Below are 19,703 nucleotides of genomic sequence, written 5' to 3' on the forward strand. Positions count from 1 at the left end.
GCCCTGTCATGGGCGTCACACAACATGGCCGCACGCACCGGCTGGATCTCGCCGACCCGACCCTGCGGGAGTGGACCTGCACGGTCCTGCACGCCGACCCGGAGCAGGGCATCGTCCTGGACCGCTCGGCGTTCTACCCGGGCGGCGGCGGTCAACCGCCGGATCACGGCGTACTGCTCTGGCAGGGCGTGCAGACCCGGATCGTCGGCACCCGCAAGGGCGACGACCCGTACCTGATCCCCGCCGAGGGTGACCCGCTGCCGCCGGTCGGCACCGAGGTCGTCGGCGCGGTGGAGGACGAGCGCCGCACCCGCCTGATGCGTACGCACTCCGGGCTGCACGTGCTCTGCGGCGTGGTGTTCCGCGACTTCGGGGCGCTGGTCACCGGCGGCAACATGGAACCGGGCGAGGCCCGGATGGACTTCAACCTCCCCGAGGTTCCCCCGGATTTCAAGAGCCGCATCGAGGAGCTGGTCAACGCCGAGGTGGCGGCCGACCGCTCGGTCGCCACGCGGGTGCTGCCGCGTACCGAGGCGTTGGCCCTTCCGGACATCATCCGTACCCAGTCCAACCTCATTCCGCCGGACGAGCAGGAGGTCCGGATCGTCGACATCGTCGGCCTGGACGTCCAGGCCGACGGCGGTACCCATGTCGCGTCCACCGCCCAGATCGGCAAGGTGCAGGTGGTCAAGGTGGAGAGCAAGGGTCGGGCCAACCGCCGCGTCCGCGTCCGGCTGGTGGACTGACAAATTCGGACGACGGCTGTCAGGTATCGCTGGCAGCCTCGGAGGCATGACACAACCGCTCGCAGGAAAGATCGCGCTCGTCGCCGGTGCCACGCGGGGCGCCGGTCGACAGATCGCGGTCCAGTTGGGTGCCGCCGGCGCCACCGTGTACGCCACCGGCCGCAGCAGCCGCGCCGGCCGTTCGGAGATGGACCGGTCGGAGACCATCGAGGAGACCGCCGAGCTGGTCACCGCGGCCGGTGGCACCGGCATCGCCGTGCGGGTCGACCACCTGGTGCCCGAACAGGTCCGCGACCTGGTCGCCCGGATCGACGCCGAGCAGGGTCGACTCGACGTGCTGGTCAACGACATCTGGGGCGGCGACCCCCTGGTGACCTGGGACAAGCCGGTCTGGGAGCAGCCGCTGGAGGCGGGTTTCCGCACCCTGCGGCTGGCCGTCGACACGCACATCATCACGAGCCACTTCGCCCTGCCGCTGCTGATCCGCAAGCCCGGTGGCCTGGTCGTGGAGATCGGCGACGGCACCAAGGCGTACAACGACGAGAACTACCGCCTCTCGGTCTTCTACGACCTGGCCAAGGTCTCGGTCAACCGGCTCGCCTTCACCCAGGCGCACGAGCTGAAGCCGCACGGCGGCACGGCTGTCGCGCTCACCCCCGGCTGGCTGCGCTCCGAGGCGATGCTGGAGCACTTCGGCGTCACCGAGGAGAACTGGCGCGACGGCGCCGCCACCGACCCGCACTTCCTCATCTCGGAGACCCCGGCCTTCGTCGGCCGCGCGGTGGCCGCGCTCGCCGCCGACGAGGAGAAGGCCCGGTGGAACGGTCAGTCAGTCGACGCGGGGACGCTGTCGAAGGTGTACGGCTTCACCGACGTCGACGGCAGCCAGCCGGAGGCCATCCGGTACATCACCGAGGTGGTCGACGCGGGCAAGCCCGCCGACGTCACCGGCTACCGCTGACCCGCTGACCGGTCACCGGCGGGCTCGCTGACCGGTGTCACGGCACGGCCGGGCCGTCGTAGCGTGCGGCGGCCCGGCGTGCCGCGTCCGCCATCCGTGCGCGCAGCTCCGGCGGGTCGAGCGCCTCCACCTCCGGGCCCAGCGCCAGCAACTGGGCGTACGCGACATCTACCGACTCGACGGGCAGCCGGGTCACCACGCGGCCCTCCTCGTCGGGCTCGCCTGCGGCGGCGACCACCTCGTCGTACACGTGCGGGGCGTCGACCAGGTGCCGGAGCTGGCGCAGGCCGGCGGGGGTGAGCCGGACGGTCACCTCGGCCCGCAGCATGGTCCGCAGGAATTCCCCGGCCTGCTCCCGCCAGTGCCCGGCCAGATCGAAGCCCTCGTTCCGCTCGAAGTGCTCCTCGCCCACCTCGACACCGGTCACCCGGTCCACCCGGTAGGTGCGCGTGTCGTCGCCGACCCGGCCGACCAGGTACCAGACCCCGTTCTTGAGGACCAGCCCGTACGGCTGCACCCGGCGGGTCACCTCCTGCGCGCCGCGCCGGTACCGCAGCTGCGCCACCCGGTCTCCCCAGACCGCCCGCGCCAGCTCGGCCAACCACTGCGGTGGCGGCGTTTCCCGGAACCAGCCCGGCACGTCCAGGTGGAACCGCTGCCCCGCGCGGACCGGCGCGTCGCGCAGCGCCGGCGGCAGCGCGGCGAGCACCTTCAGCTCGGCGGCGGCCACCGCGTCGGCCAGGCCCATGTCGCCGGCCGGGCCGGGCAGCCCGGCGAGGAAGAGGGCCTCCGCCTCGTCGCGGGTCAGCCCGGTCAGCCGCGTCCGGTATCCGCCGAGCAGCCGGTAGCCGCCGGCACGGCCCCGGTCGGCGTACACCGGCACCCCGGCGGCGGACAGCGCCAACACGTCCCGGTAGACGGTCCGTTCGGAGACCTCCAGCTCCCGCGCCAGCTCACCCGCCGTCATCGATCCGCGCGCCTGCAACAGCAGCAGCAGCGAGATCAGTCGGGACGCGCGCACCAGCCCATCCTGCCCGGCCCCCGCTCACCGCCCGCCGGGGGTCAGCAGCCCCCGGTCGTACGCGGTGGCCACCGCGGCGGCCCGGTCGTTGACCCCGAGCTTGGCGTACAGGTGCAGCAGGTGTGTCTTGACGGTGGCCTCGCTGATGAACAGCCGGGCCGCCGCCTCCCGATTGGAGGCACCCCGGGCCACCAGGGTGAGCACCTCCAGCTCACGCTGGCTGAGCGGCTCCTCGACCGGCGTACGGAGACGGCCCATCAGTCGCCCGGCGACGCTCGGCGCGAGCACCGACTCACCCCGGGCGGCGGCCCGTACCGCGCGGACCAACTCCTCGCGGGGCGCGTCCTTGAGCAGGTAGCCGGTGGCGCCGGCCTCGATCGCCGGCAGCACGTCGGCCTCCGTGTCGTACGTGGTGAGCACCAGCACCCGGGCGGTGCTGCCGGAGCGGGCCAACGTGCCGATGGCTGTCACCCCGTCCATGCCGGGCATCCGCAGGTCCATCAGCACCACGTCCGGCCGCACCGTCGCGACCAGGGTCAACGCCTCCGAGCCGTCGGCCGCCTCACCGACCACCTCGAATGCCGGGTCGCCGGTGAACATGCCCCGCAACCCGTCGCGCACCACCGGATGGTCGTCGACGATCAGCAGCCGGATCGGGGCGGTCAACCGGCACCTCCCGGCAGCGCGGGGACGGACGCCGAGATGGCGGTGCCGTTGCCCGGCTCGGACTCGACCGCCAACTCGCCACCGACCCGGGTCACCCGCTGCCGCATCGCGGTCAACCCGTACCCGCCGCCCGGCTCGCGGGACGCCGGTTGGCCGGTGGCGTCGAAGCCCGTCCCGTCGTCACGGACGTCGAGGGTGACCACGTCCGTCATGTACGACAGGGTCAGCCCGACCCGTGACGCGGCGGCGTGCCGGGCCACGTTGGCCAGCGCCTCCTGGGCGGCCCGCAGCAGGGTCACCTCGACCTCCGGGTGCAGGGGGCGGGGCGTACCGGTGGTGGCGACGTCGGCCCGTACCCCGTGCAGGGCCGCCCAGCGCCCACCCAGCTCGACGAGCGCGTCCGGCAGCCGGGCCGTCTCCAACGGCTCCGGGCGGACCGCCCGCACCGAGCGGCGGGCCTCGGTGAGGCTCTCCCGGGCCAGCGCGAGCGCGTTGTCGACGTGCCGGCGCCAGTCGGCGGAGCGGTCCCGGGTCTGCTCGGCCGCCTCCAGTTGCGTGATGATCCCGGTCAACCCCTGGGCCAGGGTGTCGTGGATCTCCCGCGCCATCCGTTGGCGCTCGTCCAGCACGCCGGCCTCGCGCGCCTGGGTGAGCAGTTGGGCGTGCAGCCCGGCGTTCTCCCGGACCGTCTCGGTGAGTTGACGGTTGGCCTCGCCGAGTTCCGCCATCAGCCGTCGGCGATTGGCGTCCTCCTTCTCGGCCATCGTCGCGAACCAGCTCACCGAGCCGGCCACGAGCAGGTTGAAGAGCACCAGCACCAGCCAGAGTGGCCAGTGCGACGTCACCACGGCCAGACCGCCGCCCTGCGAGGTGGCGACGAGGGTGGCAGTGGTGACCATTCCGGCGACCCGCCAACGCCCGGGCAGCACCGGGAAGGCGTGGATGTATCCGATCCAGGCGAAGAAGCCGTACCACGGGCTGGCCGCCACCAGCACAGCCGCGAACGTGAGCAGCCCGGCGTAGTAGACAGCCATCACCCTGCGCCGGCTCTGCCAGTCGGGGTGCAGGGTGACGAACCAGGCGACCCAGCAGCCGGCAGCGACGGCGACGGCGAGGGTGGGCGCCGCCCCCGGGCTGGCGGGTGCCGGTGCGACGAGGGCCAGCAGGGTGCCCAGCGCCAGCCCGCCGTACGGGAACACGCGATAGACGTTCGCCTCGCGCTTTCGCCAGCTGGCCAGCCGGTCGTACCCACCGCTGCTGGTCATCGGATCCCCGCTCACTCCCAGCGGAACAGTTTCGCCGCGCCAGCCCCGGCCGTCACGGCGATCACCGCCATTATCGCCAGGTGCAGCGGCTGCGGCGAGGGGCCGGTCCAGGCGTCGAGGAGCGCCTGCACCCCGGGCGGCGTGTAGTCACCGATCCGCGCCACGGCGTCCGGAAGCAGGAACCGGGGCAGGTAGACCCCGCCGAAGAACATGGTGAGCAGGAACAGTGGCACGGCCAGGGACTGAGCCGCTTTCGTCGTCCGGGCCACGGCGGCGACCAGCAGCCCGAGCGCCAGCAGCGCCGCCGTGCCGAGGACGAAGGCCAGGGCGAAGCCGAGCGGGTGCTCCGGGAGCGGCACCCCGAACGCCAACCGGCCGACGATGATCAGCAGCAGCGCGCTGGCCAGGATCGCGGCCAGGGCCACCACCAGTTGGGCGGCGAGCAGAGCGCCCGGGTGCGCAGGAGTGGTCGCCAGCCGACGCAGCACGCCGCGTTCCCGGTAGGTCGCCAGCGCCATGGGCATCGTGTTCACCCCGACCATGGCCAGGGTGACCACGAGCAGCGACGGGGCGAAGTAGTTGACGAAGTTCTGCCCGTCGAAGTTCGGATCCGGCTCGCGGAGCGAGGGGATCAACCCGAGCACCACCAGGATCATCGTGGGTAGCCCGACTATGGTGAGCAGCGTCGGCAGGTCGCGCAGGTAGAGCCGCGCCTCGATCCTCAGGATCTGACGGAACGCGTGCATGCTTGCCCCTTTTCAGTCGACGGGCCGGTGCCCGGTCAGCTCGACGAAGGCGTCGTCGAGGGTGGACTGCTCCAGCCGCAGGTCGGCGGCGACGATCTGGTGGCGGGCGAGCACCGAGGTGACCGCGTGCAGCAGGTCACCGGTGCCGGTCACCACCACCTGACCGCCGGTCCGCCGCACGTCGGACACCTCGGGCAGGTCGGTGAGAAGCCGGTCGTCGACAGGCGCCGAGGGCCGGAACCGGACCCGCTGCTCCGGAGCCACCGCCGACACCAGGCCCGTCGGGGTGTCCAGGGCGACCACCCGGCCGCGGTCGATCACCGCGATCCGGTCGCAGAGCCGCTCGGCCTCCTCCATGAAGTGGGTGACCAGCACGATCGTCACTCCGCTGTCGCGGACCTGCTCGATGAGACCCCAGGTGTCCCGGCGGGCCTGCGGGTCCAGCCCGGTGGTCAGCTCGTCGAGGATCGCGATCTCCGGGTTGCCGACCAGGGCCAGCGCGATGGAGAGCCGCTGCTTCTGACCGCCGGAGAGCTTCTTGTACGCGGTGTTGCGCTTCTCGCCCAGGCCCAGCTTGTCGATCAACGCGGCCGGGTCGGCGGGGTTGCGGTAGAACGAGGCGTACAGCTCCAGGGCCTCGGCGACCCGGAGCCGGTCGGGCAGCTGGCTCTCCTGGAGCTGCACCCCGACCCGCTGCCGCAGCTGGACCGCGTCCCGGCGCGGGTCGAGCCCGAGGACCGACACCCCGCCCCCGTCGGGGACGCGCAGCCCGGCGACACATTCCACCGTGGTGGTCTTGCCGGCGCCGTTCGGACCGAGAACGCCGAAGATCTCCCCGGCCTCTACGGTGAGCGACACGTCGTCCACCGCGACCAGATCGCCGTACCGCTTCTTCAGGTGGGTCACCTCGATGACCGGCATCGTGCCGCCTTCCGCCGCCGCTGACTTCGTACCCCTCAAGGGTCGTCGGGCTGGCCCGGCGGCGAATCGACCGGTCGGCGACGGACCCCGGCGATCCCGGTGGATCGCCGCCGTCCGTCAATCGGTTGATGTGGACGCGCGGCATCGCTGCTAGCGCTCCGCCCGGCGGTTTCGAACACGGCTGGTTAGGCTGCTCGATCGTGGACGCCAGCAGAATCGCCAGCCCGGTGACCGGGGCCGTCGGACGCTTCTTCCTCGGGGTGAGGCTGCTCCTGCGCGGCCTGGGCCTCTATGTCCGCAGCCCCGGGCTGATGCTGCTCGGCATCGTGCCGGCGCTGATCTCCGGTGCGCTCTTCGTGACCGCGCTCGCCACCCTGGTGTACTTCGTGGACGACCTGGCCGCGCTTGTCACGCCGTTCGCCGACGACTGGTCGAGCACCAGCCGCAGCCTGGTCCGGGTGATCGCCGGCCTGGCCTTCCTGGGGCTCGGTGGCCTGCTCGGTGTCCTCGCCTTCACGGCGGTCACCCTGGTCATCGGCGATCCGTTCTACGAGAAGATCTCCGAGCGGGTCGAGGAACGGCTCGGCGGCACTCCGGACGCGGTGGACGTGCCGTTCTGGTCGTCGCTGCGCCGCAGCCTCGCCGACTCGGTACGCCTGGTGGCCCTCACGGCGCTGGTCGGCATCCCGCTCTTCTTCGCCGGTTTCATCCCGGTGGTCGGCCAGACTGTCGTGCCGGTGATCGGGGCGGCGGTGGGTGGCTGGTTCCTCGCCGTCGAGCTGGTCGGGGCGCCGTTCTACCGACGTGGCATGCGGCTGCCGCAACGCCGGACGATCCTCAAGGCGGACCGGCCCATGGCGCTCGGCTTCGGGGTGGCGGTGTTCCTCTGCTTCCTCATACCGCTCGGCGCAGTGCTGGTCATGCCGGCCGCGGTCGCCGGTGCCACCCTGCTGGCCCGCCGGTCACTCGGCCAGTCGATCGAGGAGAGCTGACGTGGAGATCACCCTGGTCGAGGGAGACATCACCGCCCAGCGGGTCGACGCCGTCGTGAACGCCGCGAACTCGTCCCTGCTCGGCGGCGGCGGTGTCGACGGCGCCATCCACCGACGCGGCGGGCCAGCCATCCTGGCCGAGTGCCGGGCGCTGCGCGCCGCCAAGTACGGCAGAGGGCTGCCCACCGGGCAGGCGGTGGCGACCACCGCCGGGAACCTGCCGGCCCGCTGGGTCATCCACACGGTCGGTCCGGTCTTCTCGGCCGGCGAGGACCGGTCGGGACTGCTGCGCGACTGCTACGTGAACAGCCTGCGGGTCGCCGACGAGCTGGGCGCGTCCACAGTGGCGTTTCCGCTGATCTCCGCCGGTATCTACGGCTGGCCGGTCGACGACGCGGTCCGCCAGGCGCTGTCGGTGCTGCGCTCGGCCTCCCCAGCAACCGTCACCGAGGCCCGACTGGTGCTCTTCGGCGCCGACACGCACGCGACGGCCCGCGAGGTCTTCGAGGCGGCGTAGCCGGCAGCGTGATCACGTGATCCTGACCGGTTGCGAGTCACCGTAGGGATTTGGTCAGCATCACGTGATCGAGGATTCGACACGCGACAGGCTTCGCGCGGCGCTTCCGGTCCCGTCGCCGGTCGCGCCGGTCGCGCCGGTCGCGCCGGTCGCGCTGGTTCCGCTGGTTCCGCGCAGATCTTGGACAGTTACCGTTCGCTCAGAACGGTAACTGTCCAAGATCTCGTTGTTTCCTGGTGCGACCACAGTTCGCCACAGCGGTCGCCAGGCATAGTGCAAAGACCCTCGGGTTCGCCCGAGGGTCTTTGTCGGCGCTGCTGCTCAGAGGGCGGGGGTCTTCACCATGTCGACGAAGCCCTGCCAGGTGTGAGGGGCGAACCGGAGCGTGCCGCCGTCGCGGTCCTTGGTGTCCCGAACGAGGACGACGCCCGGCAGGTTGTCGGCGACCTCGACGCAGTCGCCGCCGTTAGAGCTGCTGCGGGTGCTGGTACGCCACTCGGCGTCGTTCAGGTCAGCCATGTTCGTGCCCTCAGAAAGTCGATGGTGTGGCGGCGAGGAAGAGCCACTGAGCGCAGCGTATCCCAGATGGCCCAGAGTGGGGCTGTCTCATTGGTCAGCCGGCCCGATGCCTGATCGTCGAGATATCCCACGTCGCCATCCTCAGTGGTTGCAATGACGAACGGTCCGGCCTGTCCGGCGTGCATGCCCGCGTCAAGCGGTAACACGTGGAGGAGGGTGTTGGGCCGCTGCGCCATTTCGATCAGGTGGTCCAGCTGCGGGTGCATGATGTCGGGCTCCCCGCGGCGCAACGCGCATTCGTCGATGACCGCGATGAACAGCGGAGGCTTCCGCCGGTTAAGGACGGCTGCCTGCCGGCGAAGCCGCGTCTCCACGTAACCCGCAACCTCGTCCGCGTCCAACAACCCGCTGCTGAGGACCAGAGTTGCGTACTCCGGCGTCTGTAGCAGACCGGGAATCACCGATACCTGGAACGCGCGGAGAGCGGTCGCCTGAAGCTCTGTCTCGACCCATGGCCGCAGCCACGCCGGCTCACGGCGCTTCAAAACGTCCGGCCAAATGTCCCTCACTTCAACCTTCAGGACACTCGCCGCTGCCGCTCGATGGCGGGGATGGGGAACTCTACCCGGCGTGACCCACCGTGTGACCGTCTTCGGATCTACTCCCACCTGCTCGGCAAGACTCTCAACAGTCTCGCCCGAGTCCGCCAGTGCAGCCCGTAGCGCCTGATTCATGGTCGCCTCCCACTGGACGTCCCTAACGTCTACCGAACGTATATCTACGGGTGTAGCCGTCCAGCTCCGCTCGGCAGGGTGGCAGGTGAGCGGCACTGCTGGTGGAGGTGTAGCCCGGCGGCGGTGTCAGCCGGGGCCGTCCCGTGGGCGAGCACTCAGGGGCGGCCCCTCCTAGTCCACCGGAGGGGGAGGCATGGCCGCAGCACCAGGACCGACGTTCCGGGCCGGCGACCTGCTACGCCTGTCGGCCACCGCGAGCGTGCAGTTCCTGCGTCCGATCACCGTGCGGGTCATCCGTGAGTTGGAGTGGGACACGTACGACGGGTGGGTGTGGCTCGACGCGTACGAATTGGGCTCGCGGGGTGACGCGGTCGCCCGGCGGGAGCTGTACGTGCGGCGCGAGGGCGTGCAGTTGATGAACGCCCGCCAGGCAGCGTGCGTCGGATGAGCCCCCGATCGCGGCCGCATCACGCGGGCCTGCCGCACTGGCGCTGTACCCGGTGCGGCGCCCACTGGCCGTGTTCGGCGGCCCGGCTGTCGCTGCTGGCTCGCTGGCGCGACGATCGGGTCGGGATGCTGCTCATGTTGACCACGCTCGCGCGCGAGGCGTTCGCCGACGCGCTGAGGCTGGGCCTGCGACCGGACCCGGCGGTGTACGTCGCCCGGTTCCTGGAGTGGACGCGCCCGCGCAGCGACAGCCGAGCCGACTGATCGCGACGCAGGCGGGTCTCCCCGCCTGATCACTAGCGGCCTGGCTGGCGTCCACGGTCAGCTCGCCCAGGCTGTTTTCGCAGGATGGCGTGTGGTGGGGGCGACACCTGCGCACGTCCATCTTGCCAACAGCATGTTGGTAACATGTCGACATGATGTCGATAACCCCTGTTGGCGGGTGCTGATGTTCCTCGCCATTCGTGAGCTGAGCTTTGCCCGCCTGCGCTTCGCGTTGATGGGCGCGGTGATCGCCCTGATCGCCGTGCTGATGGTGATGCTGTCGGGCCTGTCGGTCGGGCTGGTCCGCGACGGGGTGTCCGGACTGCAGAACCTGCCGGTCACCTCATTCGCCTTCGCGCACGACGTCCAGCGTGACTCGGCGTTCTCCCGCAGCGTGGTGGACCTGTCGGCGGTGGACGAATGGTCTGCCCAGCCGGGCGTCGCGGATGCGGCACCCTTCGGCAACACGCTGGTGAACACGCGTACGGACCGGGGAACGGAGATCGACCTGGCGCTGTTCGGAGTCCAGCCCGACTCGTTCCTGTCGCCGTCGGTCAGTCAGGGTGAGCGACTGGGAACCGAGGACGGGATCGTGGTCAGCCCCACGGCGCTGGACGCGGGCCTGCGGATGGGCGACACGGTCACCATCGATCGGCTCGGCACGCGGCTGCGGGTCGTCGGCGTCACCGAGCAGCAGGACACCTTCGGGCACGTGGACGTGGCGTACGTGCCGCTGGCCGCGTGGCAGGCCATCAAGTCCGGCACCGCCCCCGGCACGGCGCTGCCGCAGCGCGCCGCAACGGAGATCACTGCCGTGGCGGTCCGCGCGGACGACGGTAAGTCCGTCGACCTGGCCGCCGGGGACACCGCGGCGGGCACCGAGAGCCTGACCCTGAAGGAGTCCTACGGCGCCTCGCCGGGATACACCGCCGAGACGACCACGCTGCAACTGATCCAGGGATTCCTGTACGCGATCTCGGCGCTGGTCGCCGGAGCGTTCTTCGCGGTGTGGGCGATCCAGCGCAAGCCCGAGGTGGCCGTCCTGCGGGCGCTGGGCGCCTCGACCGGCTGGGTGTTGCGCGACGCGCTGACGCAGGCCCTCGTGCTGTTGGCGGCTGCTGTCGCCGTCGGCGTGGGCATCGGGCTCGCGCTCGGCGCCCTCATCACCGGCAGCGGTATCCCGTTCGCGCTGAGCATGCCGAGCATCTCCGCGGCCGGGGTCGGCCTCGTCGTCCTCGGCCTGATCGGAGCCGGCGCGGCGGTCATCCGCATCACCTCTGTCGACCCGGCCACCGCTCTGGGAGGAAACCGATGAGCAGCCGTCCCGCTCCGACCGCTTCGACCACACCCGCCGACGACGCACCCGGACGGCTCGGGTTGGTGATGCGTGCGGTGTCCCTGCGGCACGGCAACGCCGCCGAGACCGTGCAGGCGCTCGACGACGTCGACCTGACGGTGCGACCCGGTGAACTCGCCGCAGTCGTGGGTCCGTCCGGTGCGGGCAAGTCCAGCCTGCTCGCCGTCGCTGGCGGCCTGGCCCGGCCCGACCACGGAACCGTCACCGTGGCCGGTCAGGACATGACAGTTCCGAGTCGCCGTACGCGGACGGAGCTGCGCCGCCGGCATGTGGGGTTCGTGTTCCAGTCGGGCAACCTGCTGCCCGCGTTGACCGCCGCCGACCAGTTGCGGCTGCCCCTGCGGCTGGGGCCGCGGTCCCAGCGGTCCGGCCGGGACCCGCTGGAACTGCTCGCGGACGTCGGTATGGCGGACAAGGCCGGCCGGCGCCCCCACCAGCTGTCGGGCGGCGAACGCCAGCGCGTCGGAATCGCGCGGGCACTGGTCACCGAGCCCAGCGTGCTGCTGGTCGACGAACCGACGGCGGCGCTGGACCGGGCACGCAGTCACGAGATCGTGCAGCTGCTGGCCCACGAGGCCCGGCAGCGGTCGGTGGCGGTGGTCATGGTCACTCACGACCACGACGTCCTGCAATACTGTGACACCGTCTACGAGATGGTCGACGGCAAGCTCGCGGCCAGCAGCTGACCACGACGACGGGTGGGGCACGGCCGCAGAGGCCGGCCGGCCACGCCCGTCCGGAACGAGGGGGGCGGCGTGCCGAAGATCCAGGCCGCGACCGTCGCCGAGCACCGGGCGTCCCAACGCGCCGCGCTGCTCGACGCGGCACGCACCCTGCTGTCGAAACACCCCGAGCAGATCCCTGGTCTGGCCGAGGTGGCCCAGCACGCCGGTCTGGCCCGGTCCAGCGTCTACTCGTACTTCAAGTCCCGGGCCGACATGTTCGACGCCCTCGTCACCGAGACGTTCCCCCGCTGGTCGGCCTACGTCGAGAAGCAGATGGACGCGGCCGGCACCCCCGGCCAGAAGATCCAGGCGTACGTGGACAGCAACCTGCAACTGGTTGCCCGCGGCGATCACGCGCTGGCCCGCGCGCTGGCGTCGGCCGGCAGCAGCGAGACACTCGCCAGCTCCAGCCGACTCATGCACGACCGCCTGGAAGCCCCGCTGCGCGCCGCCCTCACCGACCACGGCTCCTCGGACCCGGTCCGGGTGGCCGAACTGGTGCAGTCGATCGTCTACGCCCTGAGTCGCATGATCGAGGGAGGGCTCGCCCTGGACGAGGCGACCAACCTCGCCCGCGAGGTCCTCAGCCCGTACCTCGACCGCGACAGCGGCTGAGGCTGCCGGCGGAGCTGGTCAGGTCAGCTCCGCCAGGCAGGACCACTGGGATCCCACGGGCCGGTAGCCCAGTCGGGCGTTGATCGCCAGCATCGGCGCGTTGGCCTCGTCGTTCGAGGTGTACGCGATCCGGACGCCGTTGGCGGCGGCCCGGTGCAGCGCCGCCGCCTTGGCCAGCCGGGCCAGCCCACGCCCCCGGTACGCGGGGACGGAGCCGGTGTAGTCCGACCACATCCGGTCGCCGTCGCGCTTCACGAGGCTGAACGCGACCACCGCACCGTCGACCTCGACGGCGGTGCTGGACGTCTTGTCCAGCCCGAGGTTGTCCCACACGTCGTACTGCCAGCTCTCGTAGCTCTTCGCGTCGACAGGCACGTCGCCCGGTTCGTCCACCGCCGAGGCCACGTCCGCCACGTACAGCAGGTGTGGGTCCAGGTCGGCGATCGGATGCAGCCGTACGCCCGGGGGCGGCTCGGGCAGCGCTGGCGCCGGATTCAGGTCGAGCGCCGAATAGCGCACCTCCCGACTGGGCTCGTACCCGTGGTGACGGGCGAACGGCAGCGCGTCCGGCTGTGCCATGGCACGTACCCGGCGGATACCCAACGGGCGCAGGTAGTCGGTCGCGGCGGTCAGCAACGCCGTCCCGACGCCGCGCCGCCGGTGCTCCGGGTGCACGTGCAGCAGGTTGATGCCACCGACGTTCGCCGCCGAGGTCGTCCCGATGCGTTCGGCGGACACCCACCCCACCACGCGGCCGTCCACCTCGGCGACGAACGCCGTCCAGTCCTCCCCGGGCGGCGGTTCGGCGATCATCTTGCGGGTCGACTCGACCCCCCGCACCAGGTACGGGTGGACGGTCGCCCGCAGGGCCACCACGCCCGGGGCGTCGTCCGGCTGCGCCACACGGATACGCATGTCAGGCCCCCGTCCGTACGGCGGCGACGGCCTCGACCTCGACGAGCTGGTCGGTGTAGCCGAGCACGGCCACCCCGAGCAGGGTGCTGGGCGGGTCGTGGTCGCCGAAGAAGTCCCGGACCACCTCCCACACGGTCACCAGGTCCTTCTGCTGCGACGACGCCACGTACACGGTGGTCTTGACGACGTCGGTCAGCCGTGCGCCGGCCGCGTCCAGGGCGGTGGAGAGGTTCGTCAGCACCTGCCGGGCCTGCGCGGCGTGGTCACCTGGCGCGACGGTACGGCCCTCGGCGTCCAAGGGGCACGCGCCGGCGGTGAACACCAGCCGGGCGGGCGGATCGACGGTGGCGGCGTACGCGTACTCGGCGACGTCGGACAGGGCGGGGACGTGCAGCAGCGCGACAGGATCCGGCATGTCGGCGAGGCTAACGACGATCGCCCGCCACAGCGACGCATTAAGCGCCCCCTGTGCCCGGAGAGACGTTGTGCGGATCTTGAAGCGGGCAGCAGCCCCGTCAGGCCGAGGCGCGGACGATCAGCTCGGTCGGCAGCATCAGCGACTGCTCGATCTCCTCGCCGGCGGCGAGGCGGAGCAGTTGCTGGGTCATCCGCCGGCCGAGTTCCACGATCGGTTGCCGGACGGTGGTCAGCGGCGGTTCCGTGTAGGCGGCGGTTTCGATGTCGTCGAAGCCGATCACCGCCACGTCCTCCGGCACCCGCCGGCCGGCCGCACGCAGCGTGCGCAGGGCCGCATGTGCCATCAGGTCCGAGGCGGCGAACACCCCGTCCAGGTCGGGATGGTCGGTGAGCAGGCGGTCCATCGCCGCCGCACCGGACTCGCGGGTGAAGTCGCCGACGGCGATCAGCTCGGGCAGCCCGGCGGCGGCCACCGTCTCCCGGTAGCCGATCAGCCGTTCGATCCCGGCGACCATGTCCTGCGGACCGGCGATGGTGGCGATCCGCCGGCGACCGCCGTCGATCATGTGTCGGACGGCGGTGGTGACGCCGCCGACGTGGTCCACGTCGACGTACGGCACGGGCACGTCGCCGAGCGGCCGGCCGCTGACCACCACGGGGATGCCGAGGCGGGCCAGCGTGCCCGGCAGCGGATCGGCGCCGTGCAGCGAGGCGAAGAGCACCCCGTCCACGTGGCGACCTGTGGTGTACCGCTCGACCCGCTGGTGCCCGGCCGGTGAGCCGGCCAGCATCAGCACCAGCTGCTTGTCGGCGGCCTCCAACTCCTGACTGACGCCCCGGATGATGCCGGGAAAGACCTGGTCGTCGGAGAAGACCCGGGTGGCCGCCTCCGGCATGACCAGGGCGATCGAGTCGGTCCGCTGGGTGACCAGGCTGCGGGCGGCCAGGTTGGGCACGTACCCCAGCTCGGCGACCGCCCGGTTGACGGCCTCCCGGATGGGTTCGGCGACTGTGGTGGAGCCGTTGACGACCCGCGAGACGGTGGCCCGGGACACCCCGGCCCGTGCCGCCACCGCCTCGAGCGTCGGCCGCTGAGCCGTGGTCATCGCGACTTTCCCCCGCTCGTCACAGCCCGTTCCGGGAGATCACCTCCTGGTACCACCGGGCGCTGGCCTTCGGTGTGCGCCGCTGGGTCAGGTAGTCGACGTGCACGATCCCGAACCGCTTGCGGTAACCCTCCGCCCACTCGAAGTTGTCCAGGAATGACCATACGAGATACCCGCGCAGATCAACGCCCCGGGAGATCGCCTCGTGCGCCGCCCGCAGGTGCCCGTCGAGGTAGGCGATCCGGTCGTTGTCGATCACCTGGCCCGGACCGGCCGGCGAGTCGCTGCCCGCCTTGTCGGGGAACGCCGCGCCGTTCTCAGTGATCAACAGCGGCACACCGGGATAGTCGGTGGCGATCCGCTCCAACAACCGGGTCAGCCCGGACGGCTCGATCATCCAGCCCATGTCGGTGAGCGGCCCGGCCGGCGGCAGGAAGTGCACGGCGCCCTCGGTGCCCGGGTAGGCGCCGTCGCCGTCGCCGTCGGGGCGGCCGGCGACGTAGGTGGGCGCGTAGTAGTTGATGCCGAGCAGGTCGATCGGGGCGGCGATCAGCTTCTCGTCGCCGTCGCGGATGAACGTCGGCTCGACGATGCGGGCCATGTGCTCGCGTACGTCGTCGGGATAGCCGCCGGCCAGCAGCGGGTCCAGGAAGATCCGGTTGTGCAGGCCGTCGACCAGGCGGACGGCTGCGGCATCGGCCGCGCTCTGCGGGTCCGCCGGGCGTACATCGGCCGGGTTGACGGTGATGCCGACGCTGCGCGCGCCGGCCGCCCGCAGCGCCCGCGCCGCCAGGCCGTGCCCGAGCAGCAGATGGTGTACGGCGGTGAAGGCCGCCGCCCCGTCCTGCTCGCCCGGCGCGTGCACCCCGTTGCCGTAACCGAGGTAGGCCGAGCACCACGGCTCGTTGAGCGTGGTCCAGACGTCGATCCGGTCGCCGAGGCGGGCGTACACGGCAGTGGCGTACGTGGCGAAGTGTTCGGCGGTCTCCCGGTTGGTCCAGCCGCCCCGGTCGCCAAGGCTCTGCGGCAGGTCCCAGTGGTAGAGGGTGACGATCGGGTCGATGCCCCGGTCGAGCAGTGTGTCGGTGAGCCGGTCGTAGAAGTCCAGCCCGCGCGGGTTGACCGGGCCGCTGCCGTCGGGCTGGATCCGGGGCCAGGCGACCGAGAACCGGTACGCCCGCAGGCCCAGCTCGGCCATCAGCGCGACGTCGTCGGCGTACCGGTGGTAGTGGTCGCAGGCGACGTCACCGGTGTGGCCCTGGTACACCTTGCCTGGCGTACGGCAGAAGGTGTCCCAGATGGACGGGCCGCGACCGTCGTCGCGGGCCGCGCCCTCGATCTGGTACGCGGCGGTGGCCGCACCCCAGAGGAAGTGCTCGGGAAACCGGAGTTCACTCATGCCTTGACCGCACCTTCCATGATCCCGCCGATGATCTGGCGGCCAAACAGCACGAAGACCAGCAACAGGGGCAGCGTCGCGATGGCCGTCCCGGTGAACACCTGCGACATGTCCTGGTAATACCCGTCGGACAGCGCTCGCAGGGAGAGCTGAACGGTCGGGTTCGCCGGGTCGTTCAGCACAGCGTACGGCCACAGGAAGTCGTTCCAGGTGGTCATGAACGTGAGCAGGCCGAGCACGGCGGCCGCCGGGCGCAGCGCCGGCAGCACCACGTGCCACCAGATCCGCGGGGTGCCGCAGCCGTCCATCCGGGCGGCCTCGATCAGCTCGTCGCTGATGGCCTGGCCGGCGTACTGCCGCATCATGAACACCCCGAAGCCGGTGACCAGCACCGGGACGATCACCGCGGGCAGCCTGTCGTTCCACTGCAACTTGGTCATGAGGAGATAGAGCGGGATCACGCCGAGCTGCGTCGGCACCATCATCGTCGCGATGATCACCAACAGCAGCGCGTTGCGCCCCCGGAAGCGCAGCTTCGCGAAGGCGAACCCGGCCAGGCTGGAGAAGAACACGACCGAGACGGTGACCGTGGTGGCCACGATCGTCGAGTTGATCAGCCCGGTCAGGAAGTACGCGTCGGTGTTGTCGAACAGGCGGGCGATGTTGGCGCCCAGGTTGCCGCCGGGTGTGACCGGGGGTGGCAGTTGGCCCATCGCGTCGTTGCTGCGACTGGCGATGACGAACATCCACCAGATCGGGAAGATCGACAGGATGGCGGCGAACATCAGGGCCAGGTAGGTGAGCGGGCTCGCCCGCCAGAGCCGGCTCATCGGGTTGCTCCTTTTCGAGGGCCGGCCCCGCCGCCGAGTCGGCGCAGGATCAGCACGTTGACCGCCGCGACGATCGCGATGAGCGCGAAGAGCAGCCAGGCCACGGCCGAGCCGTACCCGAAGTTGTAGTGCGGGGCGAAGGCGTTCTCGAACATGTACATGGTCAGGGTCTGCGACTCGCGCAGCGGTCCGCCGCGGATCGGGTTGGTGCCGGAGTTGAACATCCGGGGTTCGGTGAAGAGCTGCAGTCCGCCGATGGTGGCGATGATCGTGCAGAAGATGATCGTCGGTTTGAGCAGTGGCACGGTGACCGACCAGAACTGCCGGGCGCGGCTCGCGCCGTCGATCGCCGCCGCCTCGTACAGGTCGCGGGGGATGGCCTGCATCGCGGCCAGGAGGATCAGCGCGTTGTAGCCGGTCCACCGCCAGTCGACCATGGCGGAGATGGCCACCCAGGAGGCGACCCGGTTGGACTTCCAGTCGATCGCGTCCATGCCGACCAGGTCGAGCAGCCAGTTGATCATGCCGAACTCGCGGCCGAAGAGCACCCCGAAGACGATCGCCACGGCGGCGGTGGAGGTGACGTTGGGAACGAGCACCGCCATCCGCCAGCCCGTACGCGCCCGCAGCCCCCGATTCAGGAGGTTGGCCAGCCAGAGCGCGGCGAGCAGCTGCGGCACCGTGGAGATGACGAAGATGCCCATCGTGTTGACCAGCGCGTGCCAGAAGTCGGCGTCAGCCAGCAGCCGGGTGTAGTTCTCCGCGCCGACGAACGGGTGGTCGGTGCCGAGCAGGTCCCAGTCGTGCAGCGAGACCCAGAAGGTGTACGCCAGCGGGTACGCCCCGAAGACTCCGAAGATCAAAAAGAACGGGGCGATGAAGAGGTACGGCGAGAAGCGGGTGTCGAGCCGGCTGAGCCGACCCGAGGATCGGCGGGGTTGCCCGGCAGTCGGTGCGACCGGGGGGCGGGCGTCGAGCTGGACGGTCATGCCCTCAGGACTCCTTTCCGTCGCGCGGGCGGGACCCCGGTTTCCCAGGAGCCCGCCCGCACGCTGGCTCGGGCTACTTGGCGGCGGCCTTCTTCGCGTTGGTCACCGCGTCCGTCCAGCCCTGCGTCGGGCTGCGCTGGCCCAGCTCCACGGTCCGTACGGCGTTCTCCACCTCGGTGCGGACGGCCTGGTTCTTGGGGCCCATGTAGACCGGCTTGAGGCTCTTCGCGCCGGTACCGAAGATCGCTCCGACGGGCGCTCCGGAGAAGTACGCGTTTGTCGAGCCGGCGATCGCCGGGTCGTCGAGCGCCTGCGGCGAGGACGGCAGCGGACCCTTGGCCTTGAACGCACCGATCTGGCCCTTGGCGCTGGTCAGGAACTTGGCCAGCTCGATCGCCTCGGCCTGGTGCTTGCTCTGCTTCGGCACGGCGAGGTGCGACCCGCCCCAGTTGCCGCCGTTGCCGGGCACCCGGGCGATGTCCCACTTGCCCTTGGCGGCCGGGCCGGAGTTCTGCTCGATGACACCGGTCATCCAGGCGGGGCAGGCGATGGTGGCGAACTTCGTCTGCTTGAAGGCGGACACCCACTCCTCGGACCACGAGCCGTACTTGCCGGAGAGTCCCGAGTCGATGATGTCCATGGTGGTGTCCCAGGACTGCCGTACGGCCGGGTTGCTGTCGACGACGACGTTGCCGTTGGTGTCGTAGTAGCTGTAGCCGGTGGTGTTGCCGGCGGTCTGCAGCAGGATCGTGTTGAACGTGTTGGTGGCCGCGTCGAGGAAGGACGCGCCGGTCTTGGCCGCGACGAACTTCTCGCCGGTGGCGATGTAGTCCTGCCAGGTCGGCCAGAGCTTCGAGACCGCGTCCCGTTCGGTGGGCAGCCCGGCCTTCTCGAAGAGGTCCTTGCGGTAGCACATGGCGATGCCGCCGACGTCGGTGCCGAGGCCGATGAGCTGCTTGCCGTCGGGGGTCAGGCCGGCGTTCCACTTCCATTCGAGGAAGTTGCCCTTGAGGTCGGCGGCGCCGTGGTCCAGCAGGTTGACGAAGTTGCCGGGGTTGGCCTTGTACTCGACGAGCAGGCCCTCCTCAATGGCCACGATGTCACCGGCGCCCCGGCCGGCGGCGAGCCACTGGGTCAACTTCGGCGAGTACTCGTCGAGGTTGCTGCCGGTGCCCCGTTCGACGATCTTCACGTCGGGGTGCGCGGCCATGTACTCCTGGTAGAGCTGGTCGTAGCCGAACTGGCCGAAGACGTCGACGGTCAGCGTGATCGGCCCGTCCGCCTCGGCGTCGTCGCCGCCGCCGCAGCCGGCGGTGACGAGCAGGGCGGTCGTGGCGGCGAGGGCCACCGCGGCGAGGCGGCGGCGCGGAAGGACAGCCATCGGATATGGACCTCTCTCAAGGTGGTCAGGTGGTGGCAGAAGGCCAAGAGAGCGCTCTCACGTCAGGGTGGAGGGTTCGCCGGGCACTGTCAAGAGAGCGCTCTCTCGAATCTGTCGGCGACACCCGACGCACGACGAGGGCGTCACCCCCGTCGGGGTGACGCCCTCGT

General features: G+C 70.9%; 23 protein-coding genes. 9 read left to right on the plus strand and 14 right to left on the minus strand.

Going from position 1 to position 19,703, the window contains the following annotated elements; all coding sequences use genetic code 11:
- Nucleotides 1-8: 8 nt before the first annotated feature.
- Together AB0B39_RS20160 and AB0B39_RS20165 are read left to right on the plus strand one after the other, a co-directional pair.
- Nucleotides 9-746 carry an alanyl-tRNA editing protein gene (locus AB0B39_RS20160; RefSeq protein WP_007465709.1) on the plus strand — a complete coding sequence of 246 codons (738 nt, stop codon included), beginning with the start codon at nt 9-11 and terminating at the stop codon, nt 744-746.
- 46 nt (nt 747-792) lie between these two features.
- Nucleotides 793-1,707: an SDR family oxidoreductase gene (locus AB0B39_RS20165; RefSeq protein WP_234582320.1), complete on the plus strand. Its 915-nt coding sequence runs from the start codon at nt 793-795 to the stop codon at nt 1,705-1,707.
- Nucleotides 1,708-1,744: 37 nt separating this feature from the next.
- Here the strand turns inward: AB0B39_RS20165 and AB0B39_RS20170 are convergent, their stop codons facing one another.
- From AB0B39_RS20170 to AB0B39_RS20190, 5 genes are read right to left on the minus strand one after another with little or no spacing between them, the layout of a single operon-like run.
- The gene (locus AB0B39_RS20170; RefSeq protein WP_357494758.1) at nt 1,745-2,728 is read right to left on the minus strand and encodes a YafY family protein; all 984 of its coding nucleotides are present in this window, start codon (nt 2,726-2,728) and stop codon (nt 1,745-1,747) included.
- A 24-nt stretch (nt 2,729-2,752) separates the two neighbouring features.
- A complete protein-coding gene (locus AB0B39_RS20175) occupies nt 2,753-3,394 on the minus strand; it encodes a response regulator transcription factor (RefSeq protein WP_357494756.1) in 642 nt (213 codons plus the stop codon).
- Nucleotides 3,391-4,659: a sensor histidine kinase gene (locus tag AB0B39_RS20180; protein WP_357494754.1), complete on the minus strand. Its 1,269-nt coding sequence runs from the start codon at nt 4,657-4,659 to the stop codon at nt 3,391-3,393. The genes AB0B39_RS20175 and AB0B39_RS20180 overlap by 4 nt, the downstream gene beginning before the upstream one ends.
- A gap of 11 nt (nt 4,660-4,670) precedes the next feature.
- Nucleotides 4,671-5,405: an ABC transporter permease gene (locus AB0B39_RS20185; RefSeq protein WP_357575027.1), complete on the minus strand. Its 735-nt coding sequence runs from the start codon at nt 5,403-5,405 to the stop codon at nt 4,671-4,673.
- Between the two features lie 12 nt (nt 5,406-5,417).
- The gene (locus tag AB0B39_RS20190; RefSeq protein WP_357494752.1) at nt 5,418-6,326 is read right to left on the minus strand and encodes an ABC transporter ATP-binding protein; all 909 of its coding nucleotides are present in this window, start codon (nt 6,324-6,326) and stop codon (nt 5,418-5,420) included.
- Nucleotides 6,327-6,526: 200 nt separating this feature from the next.
- Between AB0B39_RS20190 and AB0B39_RS20195 the strand changes: the two genes are divergently transcribed.
- Nucleotides 6,527-7,318 (plus strand): EI24 domain-containing protein, encoded by a 792-nt coding sequence (locus AB0B39_RS20195; protein ID WP_357575028.1) that lies wholly within the window; start codon nt 6,527-6,529, stop codon nt 7,316-7,318.
- A gap of 1 nt (nt 7,319) precedes the next feature.
- Complete coding sequence (locus AB0B39_RS20200; RefSeq protein WP_357494748.1) at nt 7,320-7,835, plus strand: O-acetyl-ADP-ribose deacetylase; 516 nt, start codon at nt 7,320-7,322, stop codon at nt 7,833-7,835.
- A gap of 321 nt (nt 7,836-8,156) precedes the next feature.
- On the opposite strand, the gene AB0B39_RS20205 is transcribed toward AB0B39_RS20200, so the two are convergent.
- Together AB0B39_RS20205 and AB0B39_RS20210 are read right to left on the minus strand one after the other, a co-directional pair.
- On the minus strand, nt 8,157-8,354 hold the full coding sequence (locus AB0B39_RS20205; RefSeq protein WP_357494746.1) for a DUF397 domain-containing protein: 198 nt from the start codon (nt 8,352-8,354) through the stop codon (nt 8,157-8,159).
- Entirely contained in the window at nt 8,342-9,088 is a 747-nt protein-coding gene (locus AB0B39_RS20210; protein WP_357575029.1) for a helix-turn-helix transcriptional regulator, read from the minus strand. The genes AB0B39_RS20205 and AB0B39_RS20210 overlap by 13 nt, the downstream gene beginning before the upstream one ends.
- A 193-nt stretch (nt 9,089-9,281) precedes the next feature.
- Here AB0B39_RS20210 and AB0B39_RS20215 point away from each other — a divergent pair, with 193 nt between their 5' ends.
- The 5 genes from AB0B39_RS20215 (at nt 9,282) to AB0B39_RS20235 (ending at nt 12,496) form a co-directional block, all read left to right on the plus strand.
- Nucleotides 9,282-9,536 carry a hypothetical protein gene (locus tag AB0B39_RS20215; RefSeq protein ID WP_357575030.1) on the plus strand — a complete coding sequence of 85 codons (255 nt, stop codon included), beginning with the start codon at nt 9,282-9,284 and terminating at the stop codon, nt 9,534-9,536.
- The gene (locus AB0B39_RS20220) at nt 9,533-9,799 is read left to right on the plus strand and encodes a flavin reductase (RefSeq protein ID WP_357494740.1); all 267 of its coding nucleotides are present in this window, start codon (nt 9,533-9,535) and stop codon (nt 9,797-9,799) included. Before AB0B39_RS20215 ends, AB0B39_RS20220 begins: the two co-directional genes overlap by 4 nt.
- A 184-nt stretch (nt 9,800-9,983) precedes the next feature.
- Complete coding sequence (locus AB0B39_RS20225; RefSeq protein WP_357575055.1) at nt 9,984-11,114, plus strand: ABC transporter permease; 1,131 nt, start codon at nt 9,984-9,986, stop codon at nt 11,112-11,114.
- Complete coding sequence (locus tag AB0B39_RS20230) at nt 11,111-11,842, plus strand: ABC transporter ATP-binding protein (RefSeq protein ID WP_357575031.1); 732 nt, start codon at nt 11,111-11,113, stop codon at nt 11,840-11,842. The genes AB0B39_RS20225 and AB0B39_RS20230 overlap by 4 nt, the downstream gene beginning before the upstream one ends.
- Before the next feature lie 69 nt (nt 11,843-11,911).
- Nucleotides 11,912-12,496: a TetR/AcrR family transcriptional regulator gene (locus AB0B39_RS20235; protein WP_357494736.1), complete on the plus strand. Its 585-nt coding sequence runs from the start codon at nt 11,912-11,914 to the stop codon at nt 12,494-12,496.
- A gap of 18 nt (nt 12,497-12,514) precedes the next feature.
- Here the strand turns inward: AB0B39_RS20235 and AB0B39_RS20240 are convergent, their stop codons facing one another.
- The 7 genes from AB0B39_RS20240 to AB0B39_RS20270 form a co-directional block, all read right to left on the minus strand.
- The gene (locus AB0B39_RS20240; RefSeq protein WP_357575032.1) at nt 12,515-13,411 is read right to left on the minus strand and encodes a GNAT family N-acetyltransferase; all 897 of its coding nucleotides are present in this window, start codon (nt 13,409-13,411) and stop codon (nt 12,515-12,517) included.
- Nucleotide 13,412: 1 nt separating this feature from the next.
- Complete coding sequence (locus AB0B39_RS20245; protein ID WP_234582331.1) at nt 13,413-13,826, minus strand: RidA family protein; 414 nt, start codon at nt 13,824-13,826, stop codon at nt 13,413-13,415.
- A gap of 100 nt (nt 13,827-13,926) precedes the next feature.
- Entirely contained in the window at nt 13,927-14,934 is a 1,008-nt protein-coding gene (locus AB0B39_RS20250) for a LacI family DNA-binding transcriptional regulator (protein ID WP_234582332.1), read from the minus strand.
- A 19-nt stretch (nt 14,935-14,953) separates the two neighbouring features.
- Nucleotides 14,954-16,333, minus strand: coding sequence for a GH1 family beta-glucosidase (locus AB0B39_RS20255; protein WP_234582333.1), 1,380 nt, complete (start codon nt 16,331-16,333; stop codon nt 14,954-14,956).
- The gene (locus tag AB0B39_RS20260; protein WP_357494730.1) at nt 16,330-17,163 is read right to left on the minus strand and encodes a carbohydrate ABC transporter permease; all 834 of its coding nucleotides are present in this window, start codon (nt 17,161-17,163) and stop codon (nt 16,330-16,332) included. The genes AB0B39_RS20255 and AB0B39_RS20260 overlap by 4 nt, the downstream gene beginning before the upstream one ends.
- Nucleotides 17,160-18,152, minus strand: coding sequence for a sugar ABC transporter permease (locus AB0B39_RS20265; protein ID WP_357494728.1), 993 nt, complete (start codon nt 18,150-18,152; stop codon nt 17,160-17,162). The genes AB0B39_RS20260 and AB0B39_RS20265 overlap by 4 nt, the downstream gene beginning before the upstream one ends.
- Before the next feature lie 73 nt (nt 18,153-18,225).
- The gene (locus AB0B39_RS20270; RefSeq protein ID WP_357575033.1) at nt 18,226-19,533 is read right to left on the minus strand and encodes an extracellular solute-binding protein; all 1,308 of its coding nucleotides are present in this window, start codon (nt 19,531-19,533) and stop codon (nt 18,226-18,228) included.
- Between the last annotated feature and the right edge of the window lie 170 nt (nt 19,534-19,703).

Source organism: Micromonospora sp. NPDC049114, from assembly GCF_040648635.1.
In the GTDB taxonomy this organism is placed as follows: Bacteria; Actinomycetota; Actinomycetes; order Mycobacteriales; family Micromonosporaceae; genus Micromonospora.